The sequence below is a fragment of the Lonepinella sp. MS14435 genome (assembly GCF_042485795.1).
Taxonomy (GTDB): domain Bacteria; phylum Pseudomonadota; class Gammaproteobacteria; order Enterobacterales; family Pasteurellaceae; genus Lonepinella.
The window spans coordinates 73,893-91,736 of sequence record NZ_CP169368.1 but is presented as its reverse complement, the minus strand read 5'-3'; the positions used below and the strand labels follow the sequence as shown (position 1 = coordinate 91,736).

The window sequence follows — 17,844 nt, the reverse complement described above, 5'->3', positions numbered from 1 at the left end:
TCACCATTACAATCTAGGTAACACTGAATATAAATAAGAGAATATTAGCTTAACTCACATTCTTCATTTCCCACTTGAGCGACAAATTTATTTTCTTTAACGGTAAATTTAATTTCTTCTATTTTTTGTTTATTGGCAATTGATTGTAATAAGAGTAGAGAAACTGGTGGCAATAATTCACCATCAATAATAGATTCTAAAATCCTTGCCCCATTTTCTGCTCTGGTTGCTCTTGCTAAGATTTCAGTTTTCACTTGTTCGTCAATGTTTACTTGAGTTTCAAAACGAGTTTCAAGTAATTGAGTTAATTTATTTAGTTTACCATTAACAATATTAAGTAAGGTTTCTTGATTTAATGGTAAGTAAGGCACAACTTCCATACGAGCAAGTAGAGCTGGTTTAAAGAACTCCGCCAAAATTGGGTAAAGTACTTCATACATTTTCTCTGGGTTACATTGGTTATCAATAATTGCTTGATAGCCTAAGTTTGAAGTTAAGAAAAATACAATATTTTTACAGTCAATTAATCGACCTTCACCATCTGCTAATTCACCTTTATCAAAAGCCTGATAAAATAAGTTTAATACATCAGGATGTGCTTTTTCTACTTCATCTAATAACACCACAGAATAAGGTTTACGTCTAATAGCTTCAGTTAAAACCCCCCCTTCACCGTAGCCAATATAGCCTGGAGGCGAACCAATTAAACGAGAAACTGTATGTTTTTCTTGGAATTCAGACATATTAATGGTGGTTAAATATTGTTTACCGCCAAATAATAGATCTGCAATTTGAACAACAGTTTCAGTTTTGCCTACACCACTAGGACCAACAAGTAAGAATGATCCTAATGGGCGACCAAGACGCCTTAAATCCGCTTTTGCTGTTAATAAATGTTTATGTAAATGCTTAATTGCTAATTCTTGTCCTTTAATATCTTGGTTTAAGATTTCAGGCAAATGGTTAATAGTGTACAAGTCATTTTGTGATAATTTATCTAAAGGCACACCTGTCCATTCTGCGATTACTGCTTCAATCTCTTTTTTTGTTACTTGAGCAGAAACTAGTAAATTATCGTTTTGAAGTTTTTTTAATTTAGCATCAAGTGATTGTAACTTTTTAAGTTGTTTACTATCTGCTGATTCGGAAACAAGGAGAGCCTGCCTTAATTCAATAATTTGACCAACTAAAGTTTTTTGTTTTTCCCATTGTTTTGTCAAATTAGAGATATCTTTATCTAATTTAGCTAAATCAGCATCTAATTGTCTTAATCGTTCATTATCTTGACTTAAACCAATAGACATTTCTCTTTCAAGTAATTTTTTCTCCATCTCTTTCTGATGTTTATCATTTGTGAAGGTGGCAAGTTGTTTTGGAGGTGAAGTAAAATTAATAGCTACTCTTGCACAAGCTGTATCTAATACATCAATAGCTTTATCAGGTAATTGACGACCTGTTAAATAACGATCACTTAATTTACTACTTGTAATTAATGCTTCTTCTTCAATCAAAACATTGTGATTATTTTCGTAAATAGATTGTAAACCTCTTAAAATAGTGATGGCTTGTTCAACATTAGGTTCATTTACTTTAACCAGTTGGAAACGACGAGATAAAGCAGCATCTTTCTCAATATATTTTTTATACTCACTCCAAGTAGTTGCAGCAATAGTTTTCAATTCTCCACGAGCCAACGCTGGTTTTAATAGGTTAGAAACGTCTAAGCCACCTTGTTGGTTACCCGCACCAATTAAAGTATGGGCTTCATCAATAAATAAAATAATAGGTGTTGCAGAGTGACTTACTTCATTCATTATTGCTTTAAAACGTTTTTCAAATTCACCTTTAACTGATGCCCCCGCTTGCATTGCACCTAAATCTAAAGACATTATTTCAGTATTAGCTAAACTACTTGGTACATTACCAGATATAATACGTAAAGCTAGACCTTCAATTAAAGCACTTTTACCTACACCAGCTTCACCAATAATAATTGGATTATTTTTACGGCGACGAGAAAGAATATCAATCATTAGATTAATTTCTTGATCACGACATAAAACGGGGTCAATTTTATTATTTCGAGCTAATTCAGTAAGATTCTGTGCATATTTTGATAAATTCTCTGTAGAATGGGATAATTGAGTCTCTTTAGAATTAACCGCATTTTCATTTTCTGTAGAATCTGAAGTAATAGTTTCGAATTGTTGTTTTAACAAATCACGATTAATATTTACCAGTAAATTTGATGTGATAGGCAATAAATAACGTTGTGGAGCAGCAAGTAATGCTAATAAAATTGTTCCTGTTCTTAAATTGGTTTGATTTAGTTCGGTTGTTGCCAATAGCCACGCATCTTGTAATAAATCTATTAGCAATGGAGAGAAACTAGGAAATCTGCCTTGTTCTAAAATAGGTTGGGTAGGATGTACATTAATAATAGAATCTTTTAGTTGAATATGATCAATTTGAAAATAGATCAATATTTTTCTAATATCACAAAGTGGTGTTTCTAAACATTGTAATAAGAAATGTGATACTAAAATTTCATTATTTCCCATAGACATACATTCTGATGCCGATGATTCTAAATTTGTTTTTGCAATAGGTGATAATTTATTTATAAGGCTCGATAATTCAACTTTCATAGTTTTCTCTTATTATGCAATGATAGGTTTCTAGTAACTTTACTATTTTATACGAAAAATTATTGCTATTCTATCCAAATTTACAATAAACAATATAAGTTTGGTCACGCATTTATTATTAAATGTAAAAATAAATAACAAATACAGTTTAAAAGAGCTTTGATTTACTATATTAGCATTGTAGTCATTAACTAATTTATCAGTCCCCGAAGTAGGTTTTGTTGAAATTGGTGGCAAGCCTTGATTATAACTGTGTGGGTGTTCGTGATTATAATAGAAGACATAATCTCTCACATCTTCCACTCATATTTGCCGTATGCTTAACATACTCATAAACTTCCTGCAGCAAAAGGAAATTGAATTGAGCCTTATTTTTTACAATTTGATTGGTATCAAAGGATTGAATATAAAATATGTACTGTTTTTGGTTTACCATTTAGCAGTTTGTCATTATGCTCCACAAAGTTAATCATATTTTGTACAATTTCAACAAGATTATGAGCATCAATTTTATATTCAGAATATTTCTCGTTGCTTGGTATCATAAGAAATTGAAAAGTGTTCTACACGTTTTAATTTACGTTCTAATTTTGATTTTTCTGTTTTCTTTCTCATAATATTCCTTAGCTACTCACTAAAGTAGCTTATTCAACCCATTTTTCACCCAATTATTTTGTTCACCTACACGATGAATAAAGGTTGCCATTCGTCCATTGAATGAATCAATATAGTCTGAGTCAATCGAGCCAAGCTGCACAAGTTCGATCAGGATTTTAATCAATTTGTCATTATTAAAATCATCTAGCGGTTCGTAAACCACGCTACTAAATCCCGTTCCATTATCATTTTCAGGAAAGCTCAATACAAAGAATACTCGAGAATCGATTTGTAGTTTGATAACCAATACAGAAGGCGGATATACTTTGTTGAGTGCCTTATTTACTTCTTCTAACGAAATCAAAACAAAATCGTCCGTTTCGTTAAATCCCTGTTTTGGGGTGTACCATTGCACGACCGCCCCCATTTCAGTGCGTAAAGCGGTTGCGTGTTGCCAAACGGTTTCTAAACGAGAACGTTCTAGCGTGTTTTTAGGTGTATCATAAAAACAGTTTGCTATCCCTGTTAGCCCAGTTTTACCTTGTTTTTCGCCCACGCTAAAGTCAGTAGGTGAATCGTAAGGCAGGGTACTGTAATCGTTTCTTGATATTTCGTTGATTTCAGGTGAAATACGATTGATTTCTCTTGCGTTACCGAGTATATCTAATCTCTCTATTACTGATTGAGTAACAAGGTTATTAACAGGATTAAGTGCAATATCTAACAGCTCTAATTGATGTTTAGGTTGGTGTACAATAATTTTGTATTGTGTTTCATTGCTATCAGATTCTGATGTTTCACTATGCCGTTTTGCAGGGGGTAGCACAAGGTTAATCGGTTCGCCCTGCGGTTGGCTAATGCCTGTAATTTGACAACAAAGCACCGTGTTACCCAAATGAATACCATTAAAAGATAAAGTAATATCTTGTTCGTGCCAGCAATAAATGGTGTAGTAACGTTTTGATTCTTTTGTCAGTAAAAAGTTTGTAGAAACTGATTTTACAATATGCTTGGTTGTCGGATCGTATCTTAAATGATAAAGAAATACCGCATCATCTTGCGAGAGTGAACGAGGCAGAATAACTGGCTTATCTACGTTTGGCACGTTGTAATTTAAGTGCAATTTTTCTTCGATTTTGTCCCAGTTATAAGTTGAAAGCAGTCGTTTTAACTCACTAGAATAGCCGTAATGAGCCATAAAAAAGGATAATGAGTGAACGATGTAATTTAGGTTATTTTGTTTTATTACAAGCAAATTATTCGCATCTTTAGCAAACCTTTTATAATCAGATGCGTGAATGTATTCTTTGTAGTTGAAAATCGGATTTTGTGTACCGTTTAAATGCTCATAAGATAGGTTACTGGCTTTATTAAATGTAATAGTAAAATGCTCAAGCTCAAACTTCTCTTTAGATTTTCCTTTACGCCAAATACTGCCAAATGGGAGTTTATGTAGAATATTCAAAGGAACACGAATAACAAGAAAACTTTGATATTCATTACCGTTTTTAGTGTAGGTTGGTTGCGTTATATTAACGAAGTGAACATCTATACTTGTGATTGATTTTTCTAATGATAACTTCCAATCATACCAATTAACAACATATTCATTGCTTTCTTTGTAAAAGCCACGAACAGCAGTCTTAAAAAACGATTTTAAATTGATGGAATAACGCCAAGATATGCGGTTTAAGTTTTGAGTGGTGAAGTACGACATAGCTTAATCTTTCAATTCCCTAGATAGAAAGATTATAGAGTAGATATGCCTATATGACAACTAATTGTAACTTCTGACAGTTATTTGTAATTTTAACATCCCCCACCCACTAACGCAGGCAAAGATGCACTATGATGTGGGCAACGGAATGGGCGTTTCTTCCAATTCGCAAAATTCAGTTCATTTTGAATCAGGCTAGTCACAGAGGCGGTTTCTATGGCTTCTTGATCACTCATTTCGGGCAAGAGATCGGTTAATCGACTGGCAAGCATGGTTTTGCCAGTCCCTGGGGGACCTAATAAAAGTAAGTTATGTTGCCCAGCAGCGGCAATGGTTAAGGCTCGTTTGGCATGATGTTGCCCGATAATATCGGTTAAATCTTTGCTATTTTGCACCGCACTTTGCTTGGCATTTGACCTAATTTGGTCTGCCATTTGACTAGCCGTTGGCAAATTTAATTGCTTGTCGAGAAACTGCACCACTTCTAACAGTGAATTTGCGTAATAACTGTCGTATTCTGAGATGAGAGATGCTTCATTGGCATTTTGCGGGGCAATAATCATGGTTCTTTTCGCTTTCTGAGCCGCTAAAATAGCAGGAATAACCCCTTGCACACCACGTAAATTCCCCGTTAATGCCAGTTCCCCAAGAAATTCAAATTGACGTAATTGTTCCGCATTAATTTGCCCTGATGCTGCCAAAATTCCCAACGCAATCGGCAAATCAAAACGTCCGCCTTCTTTGGGTAAATCTGCTGGGGCAAGATTAACGGTAATACGTTTTGGAGGATATTTAAATTGTGCATTAATCAAGGCACTTCTCACGCGATCCTGTGCTTCTTTCACGGTTTTTTCTGGTAATCCTACCAGCACAAAATTTGGTTTACCATTGCTAATATGGACTTCGATGGTCACAAGGGGGCTTGTACCCCGATAGATGCACGGCTATAAACAATGGCTAACGACATGACTTTTCCTTTTAAATAACAAATCAGAAAAATCATAAAAAAATCCACCGCACTTTACAAAAATGACGGTGTATTTTTGGAATAGAGATCACAAAATTAAGGATTTTCAGTGGCAAAAGTAGGACTAAACCATTCATTTAACTTGGCGGACAAGCGATCTATACCGATTTTATTGAGAGCTGAAAATGGCTCAACTTGAACATCTCCCTGAAAGGGTAAAATCGCTTCACGCACCATTTTTACGGTTTTTGATCTGGCACTTTGGCTAAGTTTATCTGCTTTGGTGAGTAATAATAGTACAGGTAATTCCGATGCGACAGCCCATTCAATCATTTGCTGATCTAAATCTTTCAGCGGATGGCGAATATCCATTAAAATCACTACGCCTTGCAAACATTCTCGTTTCTGTAAATATTCCGATAAAGACTTTTGCCATTGCAATTTCATCTGTTCAGGGACAGCAGCATAACCATAACCGGGTAAATCCACTAGTTTACATTGCGGTTCGACTTCAAATAAATTAATTAACTGCGTTCGACCAGGGGTTTTTGATGTACGAGCTAAGTTTTTTTGATTGGTTAAGGCATTAAGTGCGGTGGATTTTCCCGCATTTGAACGTCCTGCAAAAGCGATTTCAATTCCCGTATCTTCGGGTAGTTGCGTAATATTCGCTGCACTGGTGAGAAAGTAGGTTTTGTGGTAGTTTAATTTTAATTCAGACATTTGTTTTCTCTTTTTATCTTATTTGAGCTTGAATTTTGATGCTAAGAATACCTGATAATGGAGAAAATAGCACGAAACAGCGTATTTTTTAATATTAAGGCATAGTGAATACTAAGTTTTACTATGCCTTTTGTTGGTTAACAATGATGCTTATTTCGATACTCAACCAAATCTTCAATGGTTAGCACGGGATAATCAAATTTCTGAGCAAATTCCACAATTTGTGGGGTTCTTGCCATGGTTCCGTCATCGTTAGTGATTTCACAAATCACGGCAGCGGGTTTATAGCCAGCTAATATGGCTAAATCCACAGATGCTTCGGTATGTCCACGGCGTTTTAATACGCCACCTTTTACGGCTCTTAATGGAAAAACATGCCCTGGGTGGTGTAAATCGGTTGGTTTTGCGTTATCTGCAATAGCCGCTTTAATGGTGGTGACACGATCTGCCGCAGATACGCCAGTTGATACGCCTTGAGCGGCTTCAATAGTGACAGTGAATGCAGTTCTGTTGACGCTGGTGTTGTCTTGCACCATAGGCGGTAAATCAAGCTGTTGGCAAAGTTCATCTGTGATACATAGACAGACAATACCACTGCCATAGCGAATTAATTTCGCCATTTGTTCAGTGTTAATGGTTTCGGCGGGGAAGATTAGATCACCTTCGTTTTCACGATCTTCATCGTCTAACACTAATACGCCGTTACCTTGTTGAAAGGCTTTCAGTGCGTTGATCACACGTTGTTCGGCGGTGCCAAAGGGGGATAATAATGACTGATTCATAGTAAATTCCTTAAAAAATGCAAATATAAGTTACCAGAATCAGGGCGTAAGAAATGACAAAAACAAGCGAAATTTCGCCTGTGGGTTATCGCTATTTCTCTTTCATCCAGACTATACTGTTGGCTTTGGAATTTCACCAAATCTGCTGACTTCTGGTTTAACTTTAACCAAAACGCTCGCGGGCTGTACCGCCAGTAGGGAATTTCACCCTGCCCTGAGAATGCGAGGTAAGTATAGCACCAGTTGAATTTAATTTCTATTGATAAAAAAGGTTTTTATTCTAAGCAAATATTGCATACAATAGACAAAATTAAATAAATTTAAACCGCAGTTTACGGATTATGTAGCATAATGCTTATATTTTGCATGACAAAAGTGCGGTGATTTTTTAAGGATTTTCTTATGAATGATGACTATTCATATCTGCAACAAAAACGTAAACAGTTGAATTTACAAGTGAATGAGCTTTGTGAAAAGGCGAATGTGTCCAGAGCTTATTTTAATCAACTGGTGTCTGGTAAAATTAAAAACCCAAGTGCGGTGAAATTAACCGCTTTACATAAAGCGTTAAATATTGCGAATGCTCCCGAGCCAAAACGAGTTGGGGTGATTTTTGGTAAGTTTTATCCTGTACATACTGGGCATATTAATATGATTTTTGAAGCCTTTAGTAAGGTGGATGAATTGCACGTGATCGTATGTAGTGATACGGAACGGGATCTTAAGCTATTTTATGATAGCAAAATGAAACGTATGCCAACGGTGCAAGATCGTTTGCGTTGGATGCAACAAATTTTTAAATATCATAAGGATCAAATTTTTATTCATCATTTGTTAGAAGATGGCATTCCGAGCTATCCAAACGGTTGGCAAGGTTGGTCTGGGGCGGTAAAAGCCTTATTTAAAGAGAAAAATGTCAATCCAACGGTGGTGTTTAGTAGTGAAATTCAGGACAAAGCCCCTTATGAAAAATATCTCAATTTAGAAGTGGCATTAGTCGATCCTGAACGGCGTTTTTTTAACATATCAGCAACCAAAATTCGTAATAATCCGTTCCATTATTGGAAATTTATCCCGAAAGAAGTACGTCCATTTTTCGCTAAAACCATTGCCATTTTAGGTGGTGAAAGTAGCGGTAAAACTGTGTTGGTGAATAAATTGGCGGCGGTGTTTAATACCACATCGGCATGGGAATATGGGCGTGAATTTGTATTTGAGCAACTCGGTGGTGATGAGCAAGCCATGCAATATTCCGATTATCCACAAATGGCATTAGGACATCAACGGTATATTGATTATGCCTTGCGTCATGCACACAAAGTAGCATTTATTGATACGGATTTTATTACCACGCAAGCGTTTTGTATTCAATATGAAGGCAAGGCTCACCCATTTTTAGATTCAATGATTAAGGAATATCCTTTTGATGTTACTATCTTGTTGAATAATAATACAAAATGGGTGGATGATGGATTACGTAGTTTGGGTTCTCATAAAGCACGTCAGCGTTTCCAACAGTTACTGAAAAAATTGTTAGATAAATATAAAGTGCCTTATATTGAAATTGAATCACCGAGTTATTTAGAACGGTACAATCAGGCAAAAGCTATTGTGGATAAAATTCTCAATGATGAAGAAATTACAGAACTCACTCACGATAACAGTATTTTTACGGAAACAGACGAATAATGATTTTATTTGCAGGCGATCCCCATGGCAGTTATGAGCATTTATATCCTTTTGTACGTGAACGTGCGGATATTAGCTTGATTATTTTGGGGGATTTACAACTGACTAGCCCGAAACCGTTAGATGATTTAGCCCAATATTGTGATATTTGGTTTATTCACGGCAACCACGATAGTAAAATTGTGGCAAATTATGAAGCTATTTGGGGGAGTCATTGGAAAGAGCGGAATTTGCACGCTAGAGTAGTGGAGATTGAAGGTAAACGGATTGCGGGATTAGGGGGCGTTTTTCGCGGACAAATTTGGATGCCACCGAGCAAACCTGTCTTTTTTGATCCTATTCATTATTGCCAATATTGTCAGCCAGAACATTTATGGCGGAATGGTATTCCTTTACGCCATAGGGTTTCTATTTTTCCGTCCGATATTGAAATACTAGAAAGCCAACAAGCGGATATTTTAATTTGTCATGAAGCACCTAAGCCACACCCATTAGGTTTTCGGGTATTAAATCAGCTGGCAGAAAAAATGGGCGTAACACAATTATACCATGGTCATCATCACGAAAATTTTGATTATAGTAAGTTAAAACGCAAAAATTCATTTCAAACCGTTAATGTGGGTTTTCGAAGTCTTTGTGATCTTAATGGCAATTATTTGTTGAAAGGGGTCGATGATAGGTAATAACCTTATTTCCTATATTATTCAAAAGTGCGGTTTAAAAATTAAGAGTTTTTCGCTGAACCCAGAAATTTTTACCGCATTTTGTTTTTTATTTAATTAGATTTATATTCATAAATAATTTTTTATATACAATATAAAAATATTGATCAGAATGTAAAAAACAGATTGCAACTTCTACTAAATTCTAGTATATCTTGACAGGTTCCCTTTATTGGGAATGTAAATACGACAACTTAATGCTTATTTTCTAGGGGAATTATAATTATGAAAAAATTACTAAAACTTTCTCTTATCGCTGGCGTAGCAATGTCAGCTTTTTCCGCTCAAGCCGCAGATGAGCAGTTTATTACTATCGGTACAGGTGGACAAACTGGAGTGTATTATGTGGTTGGTCAGTCGATTTGTCAGTTGGTAAATCGTGATACCGCAAAAACCCATATCAAATGTAATGCTCCATCAACTGGTGCTTCGATTGCTAATTTAAATTCCATTGCAGCAAAAGAAATGGATATGGGGATTGCTCAATCCGACTGGCAATATCACGCCTACAACGGCACAAGTTCTTTTGAAGGCAAAAAAAATGACAAATTGCGTGCAGTGTTCTCATTACATGCTGAACCTTTTACTTTAATGGCTCGTGATGATTCAGGCATTAAATCTTTTGATGATTTGAAAGGCAAACGGGTGAATGTGGGCGATCCAGGTTCAGGTACTCGTGCAACCATTAACGTAATTATGAAAGAAAAAGGCTGGACGGATAAAGATTTCAAAGTCGCCGCCGAATTAAAACCAGCAGAAATGGCATCATCTATGTGTGATAACAACCTTGATGCAATTACTTATAATGTAGGTCATCCAAATGGAGCGTTAAAAGAAGCGGCTGCTTCTTGTGATGCACATTTAGTCCCTGTAACTGGTCCTGAAATTGATAAATTAGTCGAACAACATTCTTACTATGCCAAAGCAGTGATTCCAGGTGGTTTGTATAAAGGTACGGATAATCCAGTGGATACTTTTGGTTCTTATGCAACCCTAGTCAGTTCTACTGATGTAGATGCGGATAAAGTCTATGCGGTAGTAAAAGCAGTGTTTGATAACTTCGATCGTTTTAAACGTTTACATCCAGCGTTTGCGAACTTAAAAGAAGAAGATATGATTCAAAATGCCTTATCTGCACCGTTGCACGAAGGGGCAGTGCGTTACTATAAAGAACGTGGTTGGTTAAAATAATTTAATCATTCTTTATTTTCCTTACACCCTACACAGCCTGTGTGGGGTGTCTATTTCTTATTATTCGGGTACTTTATTATGTCTGTACAAGAAAAAGTAATTGATTATGATGACTTGCAAGATATGGTGGCATCCAATGATGCAGGGGGGCGGAATCCAAAAGGCTTTGCGAAAAAGCTCATTGTGATCACTGCTATTGTTTGGTCTATTTTCCAACTTTATTATACGTCCCCATTTCCATTCTGGTTACAAGAGCAATTTACCTACGCTGGGATTCCGTTAAATGTGGTGGTGGATGATACCAAAGCACGTTCCTATCATTTGGCATTTGCTTTATTTCTTGCATTTTTATCTTTCCCTGCCTTTGCTACCTCGCCCAAACATCGGATTCCTATATTGGACTGGTGTTTAGCTATTGCTGGAGCATTCTTAGGGGCATATTATTTATTCTTCTACGAAGGTTTAGTTACCCGATTTGGTGCCCCAAATTTGCAAGATATTATCGCAGGCTGTTGCGGTGTACTGCTACTCTTGGAAGCGACCAGACGCAGTTTAGGTTTGCCGTTGGTGGTGATTGCAGTGGTTTTCTTGCTGTATAATTATTTCGGGCAATTTATGCCAACAGATTGGATTATCAGCCACCGTTCAGGCTCACTGGCTCAAATTGTCAACCAACAATGGATCACTACTGAGGGGGTATTTGGTGTTGCACTTGGCGTATCAACGAAATATGTGTTCTTGTTTGTGTTATTCGGGGCATTGTTAGATAAAGCTGGTGCAGGTAACTATTTCATTAAAACCGCCTTTGCTTATTTAGGGCATTTAAACGGTGGACCAGCCAAAGCAGCAGTGGTATCTTCTGCCTTAACGGGGTTGGTATCAGGATCTTCTATTGCGAACGTAGTGACTACAGGGACATTCACCATTCCGATGATGAAACGGGTCGGCTTTACCCCTGAAAAAGCAGGGGCAGTGGAAACCGCATCTTCAGTCAATGGACAAATTATGCCGCCGGTAATGGGAGCCGCTGCCTTTTTGATGATTGAATACGTCAATATGCCATATAGCGAATTGATTATGCACGCCTTTTTGCCTGCTTTGATTTCCTATATTGCCTTGGTTTATATCGTACATTTAGAAGCCTGTAAAATGGGGCTAAAAGGGCTTGACCGTGTCGATCCTGCTCGTCCATTTTTAATCGTTTTGATCCGCACTTTAGGCTTTTTCTTAACAATGTGCGTGATTTTCTTTGCCTTACATTTTGGCTTAGGTTGGATTAAAACCTTAATACCTGATTATTCTTTCGTGGTGATTGGTACGTTATTGGGCATAATCTATTTAGGCTTAATTCGCCGTGTAGCAAGTTTCCCTGATTTAGAACCTGATGATCCCAATTCAAAAATCGTGAAGTTACCGTCCGCCAAACCGACAGTAAACGCTGGCTTACATTATTTATTGCCAGTGGTAGTATTGATGTGGTGCTTAATGATTGAACGTTTATCTCCGGGGTTGTCAGCGTTTTGGGCGATTTTAGCGTTAGCATCTATTTTAGTCACCCAACGCCCGTTATTAAGTTGGTTTAGACAGGAAAAAAGCGATAAAAAAGCCCTGCTTAAACAAGGTGTACAGGAATTGATTGATGGTTTAGAAGTTGGGGCGAGAAATATGATCGGTATTGGGATCGCCACAGCGACCGCAGGGATTATCGTGGGCGTGGTGTCCTTGACAGGTTTCGGGGTGCAATTAGCTAGTATCATTGAGTTCTTGTCAATGGGTAACATTTTACTGATGTTAATTTTAGTTGCCATCTTCAGCTTGATTTTAGGAATGGGCTTGCCGACCACAGCAAACTATATCGTGGTGTCATCTTTAATGGCATTGGTGATTGTGGAAGTGGGTAAACAAAATGGCTTAATCGTGCCATTAATCGCAGTCCATTTATTCGTATTTTATTTTGGGATTATGGCAGATGTTACCCCTCCTGTTGGCTTGGCATCCTTTGCCGCTGCCGCAATTTCGGGTGGTAGCCCAATTAAAACGGGAGCAACCGCTTTTTATTACAGCTTAAGAACAGCTATTTTGCCATTCTTGTTTATTTTCAATACAGATTTATTGTTGATTGATGTGACTTGGTGGCATGCTGTGCTGATTTTCTGTATGGCGACTATCGGGATTATGATTTTCACGGCAGCAACCATGAATTTCTTTATTGTGAAGAATAAAGCATGGGAAACCGTGGTGTTAATTTTAGCAGCTTTTACGTTATTCCGTCCGGGTTTCTTTATGGAATATATTTCACCAACCGCTCGTACGGTTGAACCTGCTCATTTTGTGCAAGAGTTGGAACATACACCCGTAGGGCAAAATATTATGCTCAAAGTGTCGGGCATCAATCCTTACGGTAAAGAAATTCAATTTTACTCTCAACTGGCAGTGCCAGTGGGTGAAACAGGCGAAGATCGGGTGAAAGCCTTAGGCTTAACCCTATTAGATACGGGCGAACAAATTGAGATTAATGGGCAACTTTCGCCAAAAATCTTGATTGATAATGTGGAAATGGATTCACCTGCGGCAAAAGCAGGGTTAAACTGGGATCAAACTATTCTTGAGTTAGATTTACCCGTTCATTCTTTAGCTAAAGAATGGATGTTTATTCCTGCCTTATTGCTTGCGTTCGGCGTGTGGTGGAATCAACGCCGTAGAAAAAATCAGATCGTTAACAACTAAAAATGGCTGGCAATCTCGCCAGCCTAATGTAAAAGGAAATTTTATGTATAACAAACTGCTTATCGCCATTGATTTGAGTAATTTGGCAAGTGCAAAATATGTGGTAGAGAGCTGTTTAAAATTGACAGCCAATAACCCTGATACAGTGTATCGTGTGGTAACGATTATTGAACCAATGGATGATAGCTTTATTTCCGCTTTTTTACCCAAGAATTTTGATAAATCGGTGGTGGAAGAAGCCAATAAAGCCTTGCACGATTTTACCCAAGCGAATTTTCCCGCAGGGGCAAAAGTGCAACATATTGTGGCTCATGGCACGATTTACGAAGAAATCAATCGCATTGCGGAAGAAAAATCGGTGGATTTGATCGTGATGTTAGCCAGTAGCAAACCGAACGCCGAAGGCTTGAGTGCCAACACGGTTAAAGTAGCTCGCAATACCACGAAACCTGTACTCGTATTAAGATAGGGATAAACCTCCGAATATTGATTTGTTGTGCAAAGTTATTGAAGAAGATTTTATCTATCAATTAAAACCGATTTTGGCGTAAATTTTTTATTTCGACTGGAACTTTTGCTAAAATAGTACAGTCTAATTTAACATAAAATCGAAAGTGATTTTGTTTTTCGGGTTTTTATGTTATAAAATAAAAGTAAGATTTCATCTTGATGAGAGAAGGAAAATAATGAATAAAGAAGCACAAATGATGTTAGTTCCACAAGGTAATCTTGAAGGTTATATTCGAGCAGCCAACGAGTACCCAATGCTCACCGCTGACGAAGAAAAGGAATTGGCGGAACGTTTGTACTACAAAGAAGATTTAGAAGCGGCAAAAGCATTGATTTTGTCCCATCTACGCTTTGTGATCCACGTGGCTCGTGGCTATTCAGGCTACGGCTTACCGCAAGCGGACTTGATTCAGGAAGGCAATATCGGCTTAATGAAAGCGGTCAAACGTTTTAACCCAGAAGTGGGTGTGCGATTGGTGTCTTTTGCAGTGCATTGGATCAAAGCGGAAATTCACGAATATGTATTACGCAACTGGCGTATCGTGAAAGTGGCAACCACCAAAGCACAACGTAAATTATTCTTCAATTTACGCAAAACCAAACAGCGTTTGGGTTGGTTCAACGAAAACGAAGTCGATTTAGTCGCCAATGAGCTGGGTGTTTCCAAGCAAGATGTGATTGAAATGGAAAGCCGTATGACGGGAGCGGATGTTGGTTTTGATTTGCCAAATGATGAAAGTGAAGAAGAAACATTTGCTCCGTCAATGTATTTGGAAGATAAAAGCTCAAACTTTGCCGCAGAATTGGAAAATGAAAATTTTGAAAACCAAGCGGTAGATCAATTAACGGTAGCCATGGAAAGTCTGGACGAACGCAGTCAAGACATCATCAAGGCTCGCTGGTTAGATGATAATAAAGCGACATTGCATGATTTGGCAGCAAAATACAATATTTCCGCCGAACGTGTGCGTCAGTTGGAAACTAACGCCTTGAAAAAATTGAAAAGTGCGGTGAGTTTTTAGGGAATTTTGTAAACTTAGAAAGACCAACGTTGTTTGGTCTTTTTTTGTTTCTATATTCAGTAGTTAGACTAATCATAGCCGATTTAATCCCCCTTAATTAGTCATAACCCTTGAATATGCCAATATTGATTAGAACGACAAAATTTACGGTAATTTTGTGGTGATGTACCGACGTATTTCTGAAAATTATCATAGAACCGACTTACTGCATTAAATCCCGTGGAGAGGGATATATCTAACATTGATTTATTTGTGTCACTTAATAGTGCTTTAGCATGATTTATTCTCATCATGGTGATGTATTGTTTTATGGTAAGTTGCATGGTTTTTTGGAACAGACCCATCGCATAATTGGTATTTAAACCAACCGCAGTAGCAATGTCTGCAGCGGTCAAGGTTTGGTTATAATGGGTAGCAATGTGGTTTAGCATTAGGCTTACATAACTTAATTGATGACGAGAATTATGAGCTTCTGGTTTTAACGGATAGCCTGCCGTAGATAAAGCCTGCCAGCCATCAAGACTAAGGCGTTTAATCATTAATTGGATTTCATCATAGACTACTTGTTGACGACGGTGATCCTGTAATTTAAGTTCTTTCTCCCAACGTTCAATTTCAAATTTACTGACTAAATTGGTATTTTCTGATTGTAAGATCATGCCATGGGTAATTTGGTTAATCAGTTCGCTTGGGAGTGACCAAGCTAAAAAGAGGTGTACTGGAATATCTAATACTGCCATGTCTAAACATTGAGAGCATTCCACCATTCTATGTGGTATAGATGCCCAAAATAGTGCGATACGTCCAGCTTTAATTTTAATATTTTTACCATTAAAAATATATTCAACATTCCCAAAAGGAATATTAATCTCTATATGTCCGTGCCAGTGATGAATTTCCATCACACCTGGTGGATGTTGAAAATCAATATTGAGTGGAGATTGCTTTTGATACAAGGATAATGGGCTAATATCCTCACTTTTTAGTATATCTTCATCTTCAAATTTTTTATTTCGAGTAAACATCTTCATTTTCCCCCGCACTTTGAGCAGAAATTTTGTGATATATATCGTTAAATCTGAGATTTCAGGAATTTTTACCAAATTTATGAGAAGAATTTACCACGTCTCTGTGCCATACTCAAGCTAGGTTAAATAACTTATTATGAGGAGTTTATTATGAGTAGTCCAAAAATTACATTTATCGGTGCTGGCTCGACAGTTTTTGTTAAAAATATTTTAGGTGATGTATTTCATAAACCTGCATTAAAGCAAGCTAGAGTGGCTTTAATGGATATTGATGAGACTCGTTTACAAGAATCTCATTTCGTTATTGATAAATTAATGAAATCGGTAGGGGCAAACGGCACGATTGAATGTTATACCAATCAAAAGGAAGCCTTACGAGATGCAGATTTTGTTGTTGTAGCTTTCCAAATTGGCGGTTATGAACCTTGTACGGTAACTGATTTTGAAATTTGCAAGAAATATGGTTTGGAACAAACCATTGCCGATACACTTGGTGTTGGTGGCATCATGCGTGCTTTACGTACCATCCCACATCTTTGGAAAATTTGTGAAGATATGACCGAAGTTTGCCCAAATGCTACGATGCTAAATTATGTTAACCCGATGGCGATGAACTGCTGGGCGATGTTTGAAAAATACCCCCATATTAAACAAGTGGGGCTTTGTCACTCTGTGCAAGGTACTGCAGAAGAATTAGCCCGAGATTTAGATTTGGATTACCATGATTTACGTTATGTTTGCGCGGGTATCAATCATATGGCATTTTATCTCAGTATTGAGAAAAAACTTGCAGATGGTAGTTACACCAGTATCTATCCTGATTTACAAGCTGCCTTTGCGAATGGCACCGCTCCAAAACCACGTATGGATAATAATTTACGCTGTAATAATTTAATTCGCTATGAAATGTTGAAAAAATTGGGGTATTTCGTTACTGAATCATCCGAACATTTTAGTGAATATACACCTTATTTTATTAAGCCAAATCGTCCTGATTTAATTGAACGTTACAAAGTACCGCTTGATGAATATCCAAAACGTTGTGTAGAACAAATTGCTAAATGGAAAAGTGATTTGGAAGAATTTAAACAAGCTGACAGGATTTGTGTACCTGAATCTCGAGAATATGCGAGCAATATTATTAATTCGATTTGGACGGGTGATCCAAGAGTCATTTATGGTAATGTGAAAAATGATTATTTAATTGAAAATCTCCCATCAGATTGTTGTGTAGAAGTGGCTTGTTTGGTTGATGCTAACGGTATTCGCCCAACTAAAGTGGGTAAAATTCCAAGTCATTTAGCTGCTTTAATGCAAACTAATATTAATGTACAGCGATTAACTACGGAAGCCTTAATTGAGGAAAATCGAGATCGTATTTATCATGCTGCATTACTTGATCCACATACCGCAGCAGCACTAGGACTAGAAGAAATTTATGCCTTGGTTGATGAGTTGTTAGTGGCTCATAAGGATTGGTTACCTGAATGGATTAACGGTTAATATCTCACATTAGGCATA

The 17,844-nt window shown here is 37.1% G+C and carries 12 protein-coding genes, 1 pseudogene and 1 riboswitch; of the genes and pseudogenes, 7 read left to right on the top strand and 6 right to left on the bottom strand.

Annotation, left to right across the window (positions count from 1 at the left end; translation table 11 throughout):
* Window positions 1-44 precede the first annotated feature (44 nt).
* From tssH to ribB, 5 genes and pseudogenes are all read right to left on the bottom strand, one after another.
* Window positions 45-2,648 (bottom strand): type VI secretion system ATPase TssH, encoded by a 2,604-nt coding sequence (gene tssH / locus O1Q80_RS00465; protein ID WP_386688291.1) that lies wholly within the window; start codon window positions 2,646-2,648, stop codon window positions 45-47.
* A gap of 634 nt (window positions 2,649-3,282) precedes the next feature.
* Window positions 3,283-4,962 carry a hypothetical protein gene (locus O1Q80_RS00460; protein ID WP_386695026.1) on the bottom strand — a complete coding sequence of 560 codons (1,680 nt, stop codon included), beginning with the start codon at window positions 4,960-4,962 and terminating at the stop codon, window positions 3,283-3,285.
* A 98-nt stretch (window positions 4,963-5,060) separates the two neighbouring features.
* Window positions 5,061-5,834, bottom strand: a pseudogene (locus O1Q80_RS00455) (YifB family Mg chelatase-like AAA ATPase); the annotation flags it as partial.
* Between the two features lie 191 nt (window positions 5,835-6,025).
* Window positions 6,026-6,652, bottom strand: a complete 627-nt coding sequence (gene yihA / locus O1Q80_RS00450) for a ribosome biogenesis GTP-binding protein YihA/YsxC (protein WP_386695024.1) — start codon at window positions 6,650-6,652, stop codon at window positions 6,026-6,028.
* A gap of 137 nt (window positions 6,653-6,789) precedes the next feature.
* The gene (gene ribB / locus O1Q80_RS00445; RefSeq protein ID WP_386695022.1) at window positions 6,790-7,434 is read right to left on the bottom strand and encodes a 3,4-dihydroxy-2-butanone-4-phosphate synthase; all 645 of its coding nucleotides are present in this window, start codon (window positions 7,432-7,434) and stop codon (window positions 6,790-6,792) included.
* A gap of 90 nt (window positions 7,435-7,524) precedes the next feature.
* Window positions 7,525-7,660, bottom strand: a riboswitch (FMN riboswitch).
* Between the two features lie 176 nt (window positions 7,661-7,836).
* Here ribB and nadR point away from each other — a divergent pair.
* From nadR to rpoH, 6 genes are all read left to right on the top strand, one after another.
* Entirely contained in the window at window positions 7,837-9,123 is a 1,287-nt protein-coding gene (gene nadR / locus O1Q80_RS00440; RefSeq protein WP_386688281.1) for a multifunctional transcriptional regulator/nicotinamide-nucleotide adenylyltransferase/ribosylnicotinamide kinase NadR, read from the top strand.
* Window positions 9,123-9,806, top strand: coding sequence for a metallophosphoesterase (locus O1Q80_RS00435; protein WP_386695020.1), 684 nt, complete (start codon window positions 9,123-9,125; stop codon window positions 9,804-9,806). Before nadR ends, O1Q80_RS00435 begins: the two co-directional genes overlap by 1 nt.
* A 264-nt stretch (window positions 9,807-10,070) precedes the next feature.
* A complete protein-coding gene (locus O1Q80_RS00430; RefSeq protein WP_386688277.1) occupies window positions 10,071-11,036 on the top strand; it encodes a TAXI family TRAP transporter solute-binding subunit in 966 nt (321 codons plus the stop codon).
* 78 nt (window positions 11,037-11,114) lie between these two features.
* Window positions 11,115-13,763, top strand: a complete 2,649-nt coding sequence (locus O1Q80_RS00425) for a TRAP transporter permease (protein ID WP_386695018.1) — start codon at window positions 11,115-11,117, stop codon at window positions 13,761-13,763.
* A gap of 43 nt (window positions 13,764-13,806) precedes the next feature.
* Window positions 13,807-14,232: a universal stress protein gene (locus O1Q80_RS00420; RefSeq protein WP_386695017.1), complete on the top strand. Its 426-nt coding sequence runs from the start codon at window positions 13,807-13,809 to the stop codon at window positions 14,230-14,232.
* 217 nt (window positions 14,233-14,449) lie between these two features.
* The gene (gene rpoH, locus O1Q80_RS00415) at window positions 14,450-15,295 is read left to right on the top strand and encodes an RNA polymerase sigma factor RpoH (RefSeq protein WP_386695015.1); all 846 of its coding nucleotides are present in this window, start codon (window positions 14,450-14,452) and stop codon (window positions 15,293-15,295) included.
* A 101-nt stretch (window positions 15,296-15,396) separates the two neighbouring features.
* Here the strand turns inward: rpoH and melR are convergent, their stop codons facing one another.
* A complete protein-coding gene (melR, locus tag O1Q80_RS00410; RefSeq protein WP_386688268.1) occupies window positions 15,397-16,320 on the bottom strand; it encodes a transcriptional regulator MelR in 924 nt (307 codons plus the stop codon).
* A 153-nt stretch (window positions 16,321-16,473) separates the two neighbouring features.
* Here melR and O1Q80_RS00405 point away from each other — a divergent pair, with 153 nt between their 5' ends.
* Window positions 16,474-17,826 carry an alpha-glucosidase/alpha-galactosidase gene (locus O1Q80_RS00405; RefSeq protein WP_386695013.1) on the top strand — a complete coding sequence of 451 codons (1,353 nt, stop codon included), beginning with the start codon at window positions 16,474-16,476 and terminating at the stop codon, window positions 17,824-17,826.
* Window positions 17,827-17,844 lie beyond the last annotated feature (18 nt).

Bases quoted from the DNA above. Each gene is read 5' to 3' on its own strand.
- O1Q80_RS00430 (WP_386688277.1), top strand. From the start codon at position 10,071: ATGAAAAAATTACTAAAACTTTCTCTTATCGCTGGCGTAGCAATGTCA.
- O1Q80_RS00435 (WP_386695020.1), top strand. From the start codon at position 9,123: ATGATTTTATTTGCAGGCGATCCCCATGGCAGTTATGAGCATTTATAT.
- rpoH (WP_386695015.1), top strand. From the start codon at position 14,450: ATGAATAAAGAAGCACAAATGATGTTAGTTCCACAAGGTAATCTTGAA.
- O1Q80_RS00425 (WP_386695018.1), top strand. From the start codon at position 11,115: ATGTCTGTACAAGAAAAAGTAATTGATTATGATGACTTGCAAGATATG.
- O1Q80_RS00405 (WP_386695013.1), top strand. From the start codon at position 16,474: ATGAGTAGTCCAAAAATTACATTTATCGGTGCTGGCTCGACAGTTTTT.
- O1Q80_RS00420 (WP_386695017.1), top strand. From the start codon at position 13,807: ATGTATAACAAACTGCTTATCGCCATTGATTTGAGTAATTTGGCAAGT.
- nadR (WP_386688281.1), top strand. From the start codon at position 7,837: ATGAATGATGACTATTCATATCTGCAACAAAAACGTAAACAGTTGAAT.
- tssH (WP_386688291.1), bottom strand. From the start codon at position 2,648: ATGAAAGTTGAATTATCGAGCCTTATAAATAAATTATCACCTATTGCA.
- ribB (WP_386695022.1), bottom strand. From the start codon at position 7,434: ATGAATCAGTCATTATTATCCCCCTTTGGCACCGCCGAACAACGTGTG.
- yihA (WP_386695024.1), bottom strand. From the start codon at position 6,652: ATGTCTGAATTAAAATTAAACTACCACAAAACCTACTTTCTCACCAGT.
- O1Q80_RS00460 (WP_386695026.1), bottom strand. From the start codon at position 4,962: ATGTCGTACTTCACCACTCAAAACTTAAACCGCATATCTTGGCGTTAT.
- melR (WP_386688268.1), bottom strand. From the start codon at position 16,320: ATGTTTACTCGAAATAAAAAATTTGAAGATGAAGATATACTAAAAAGT.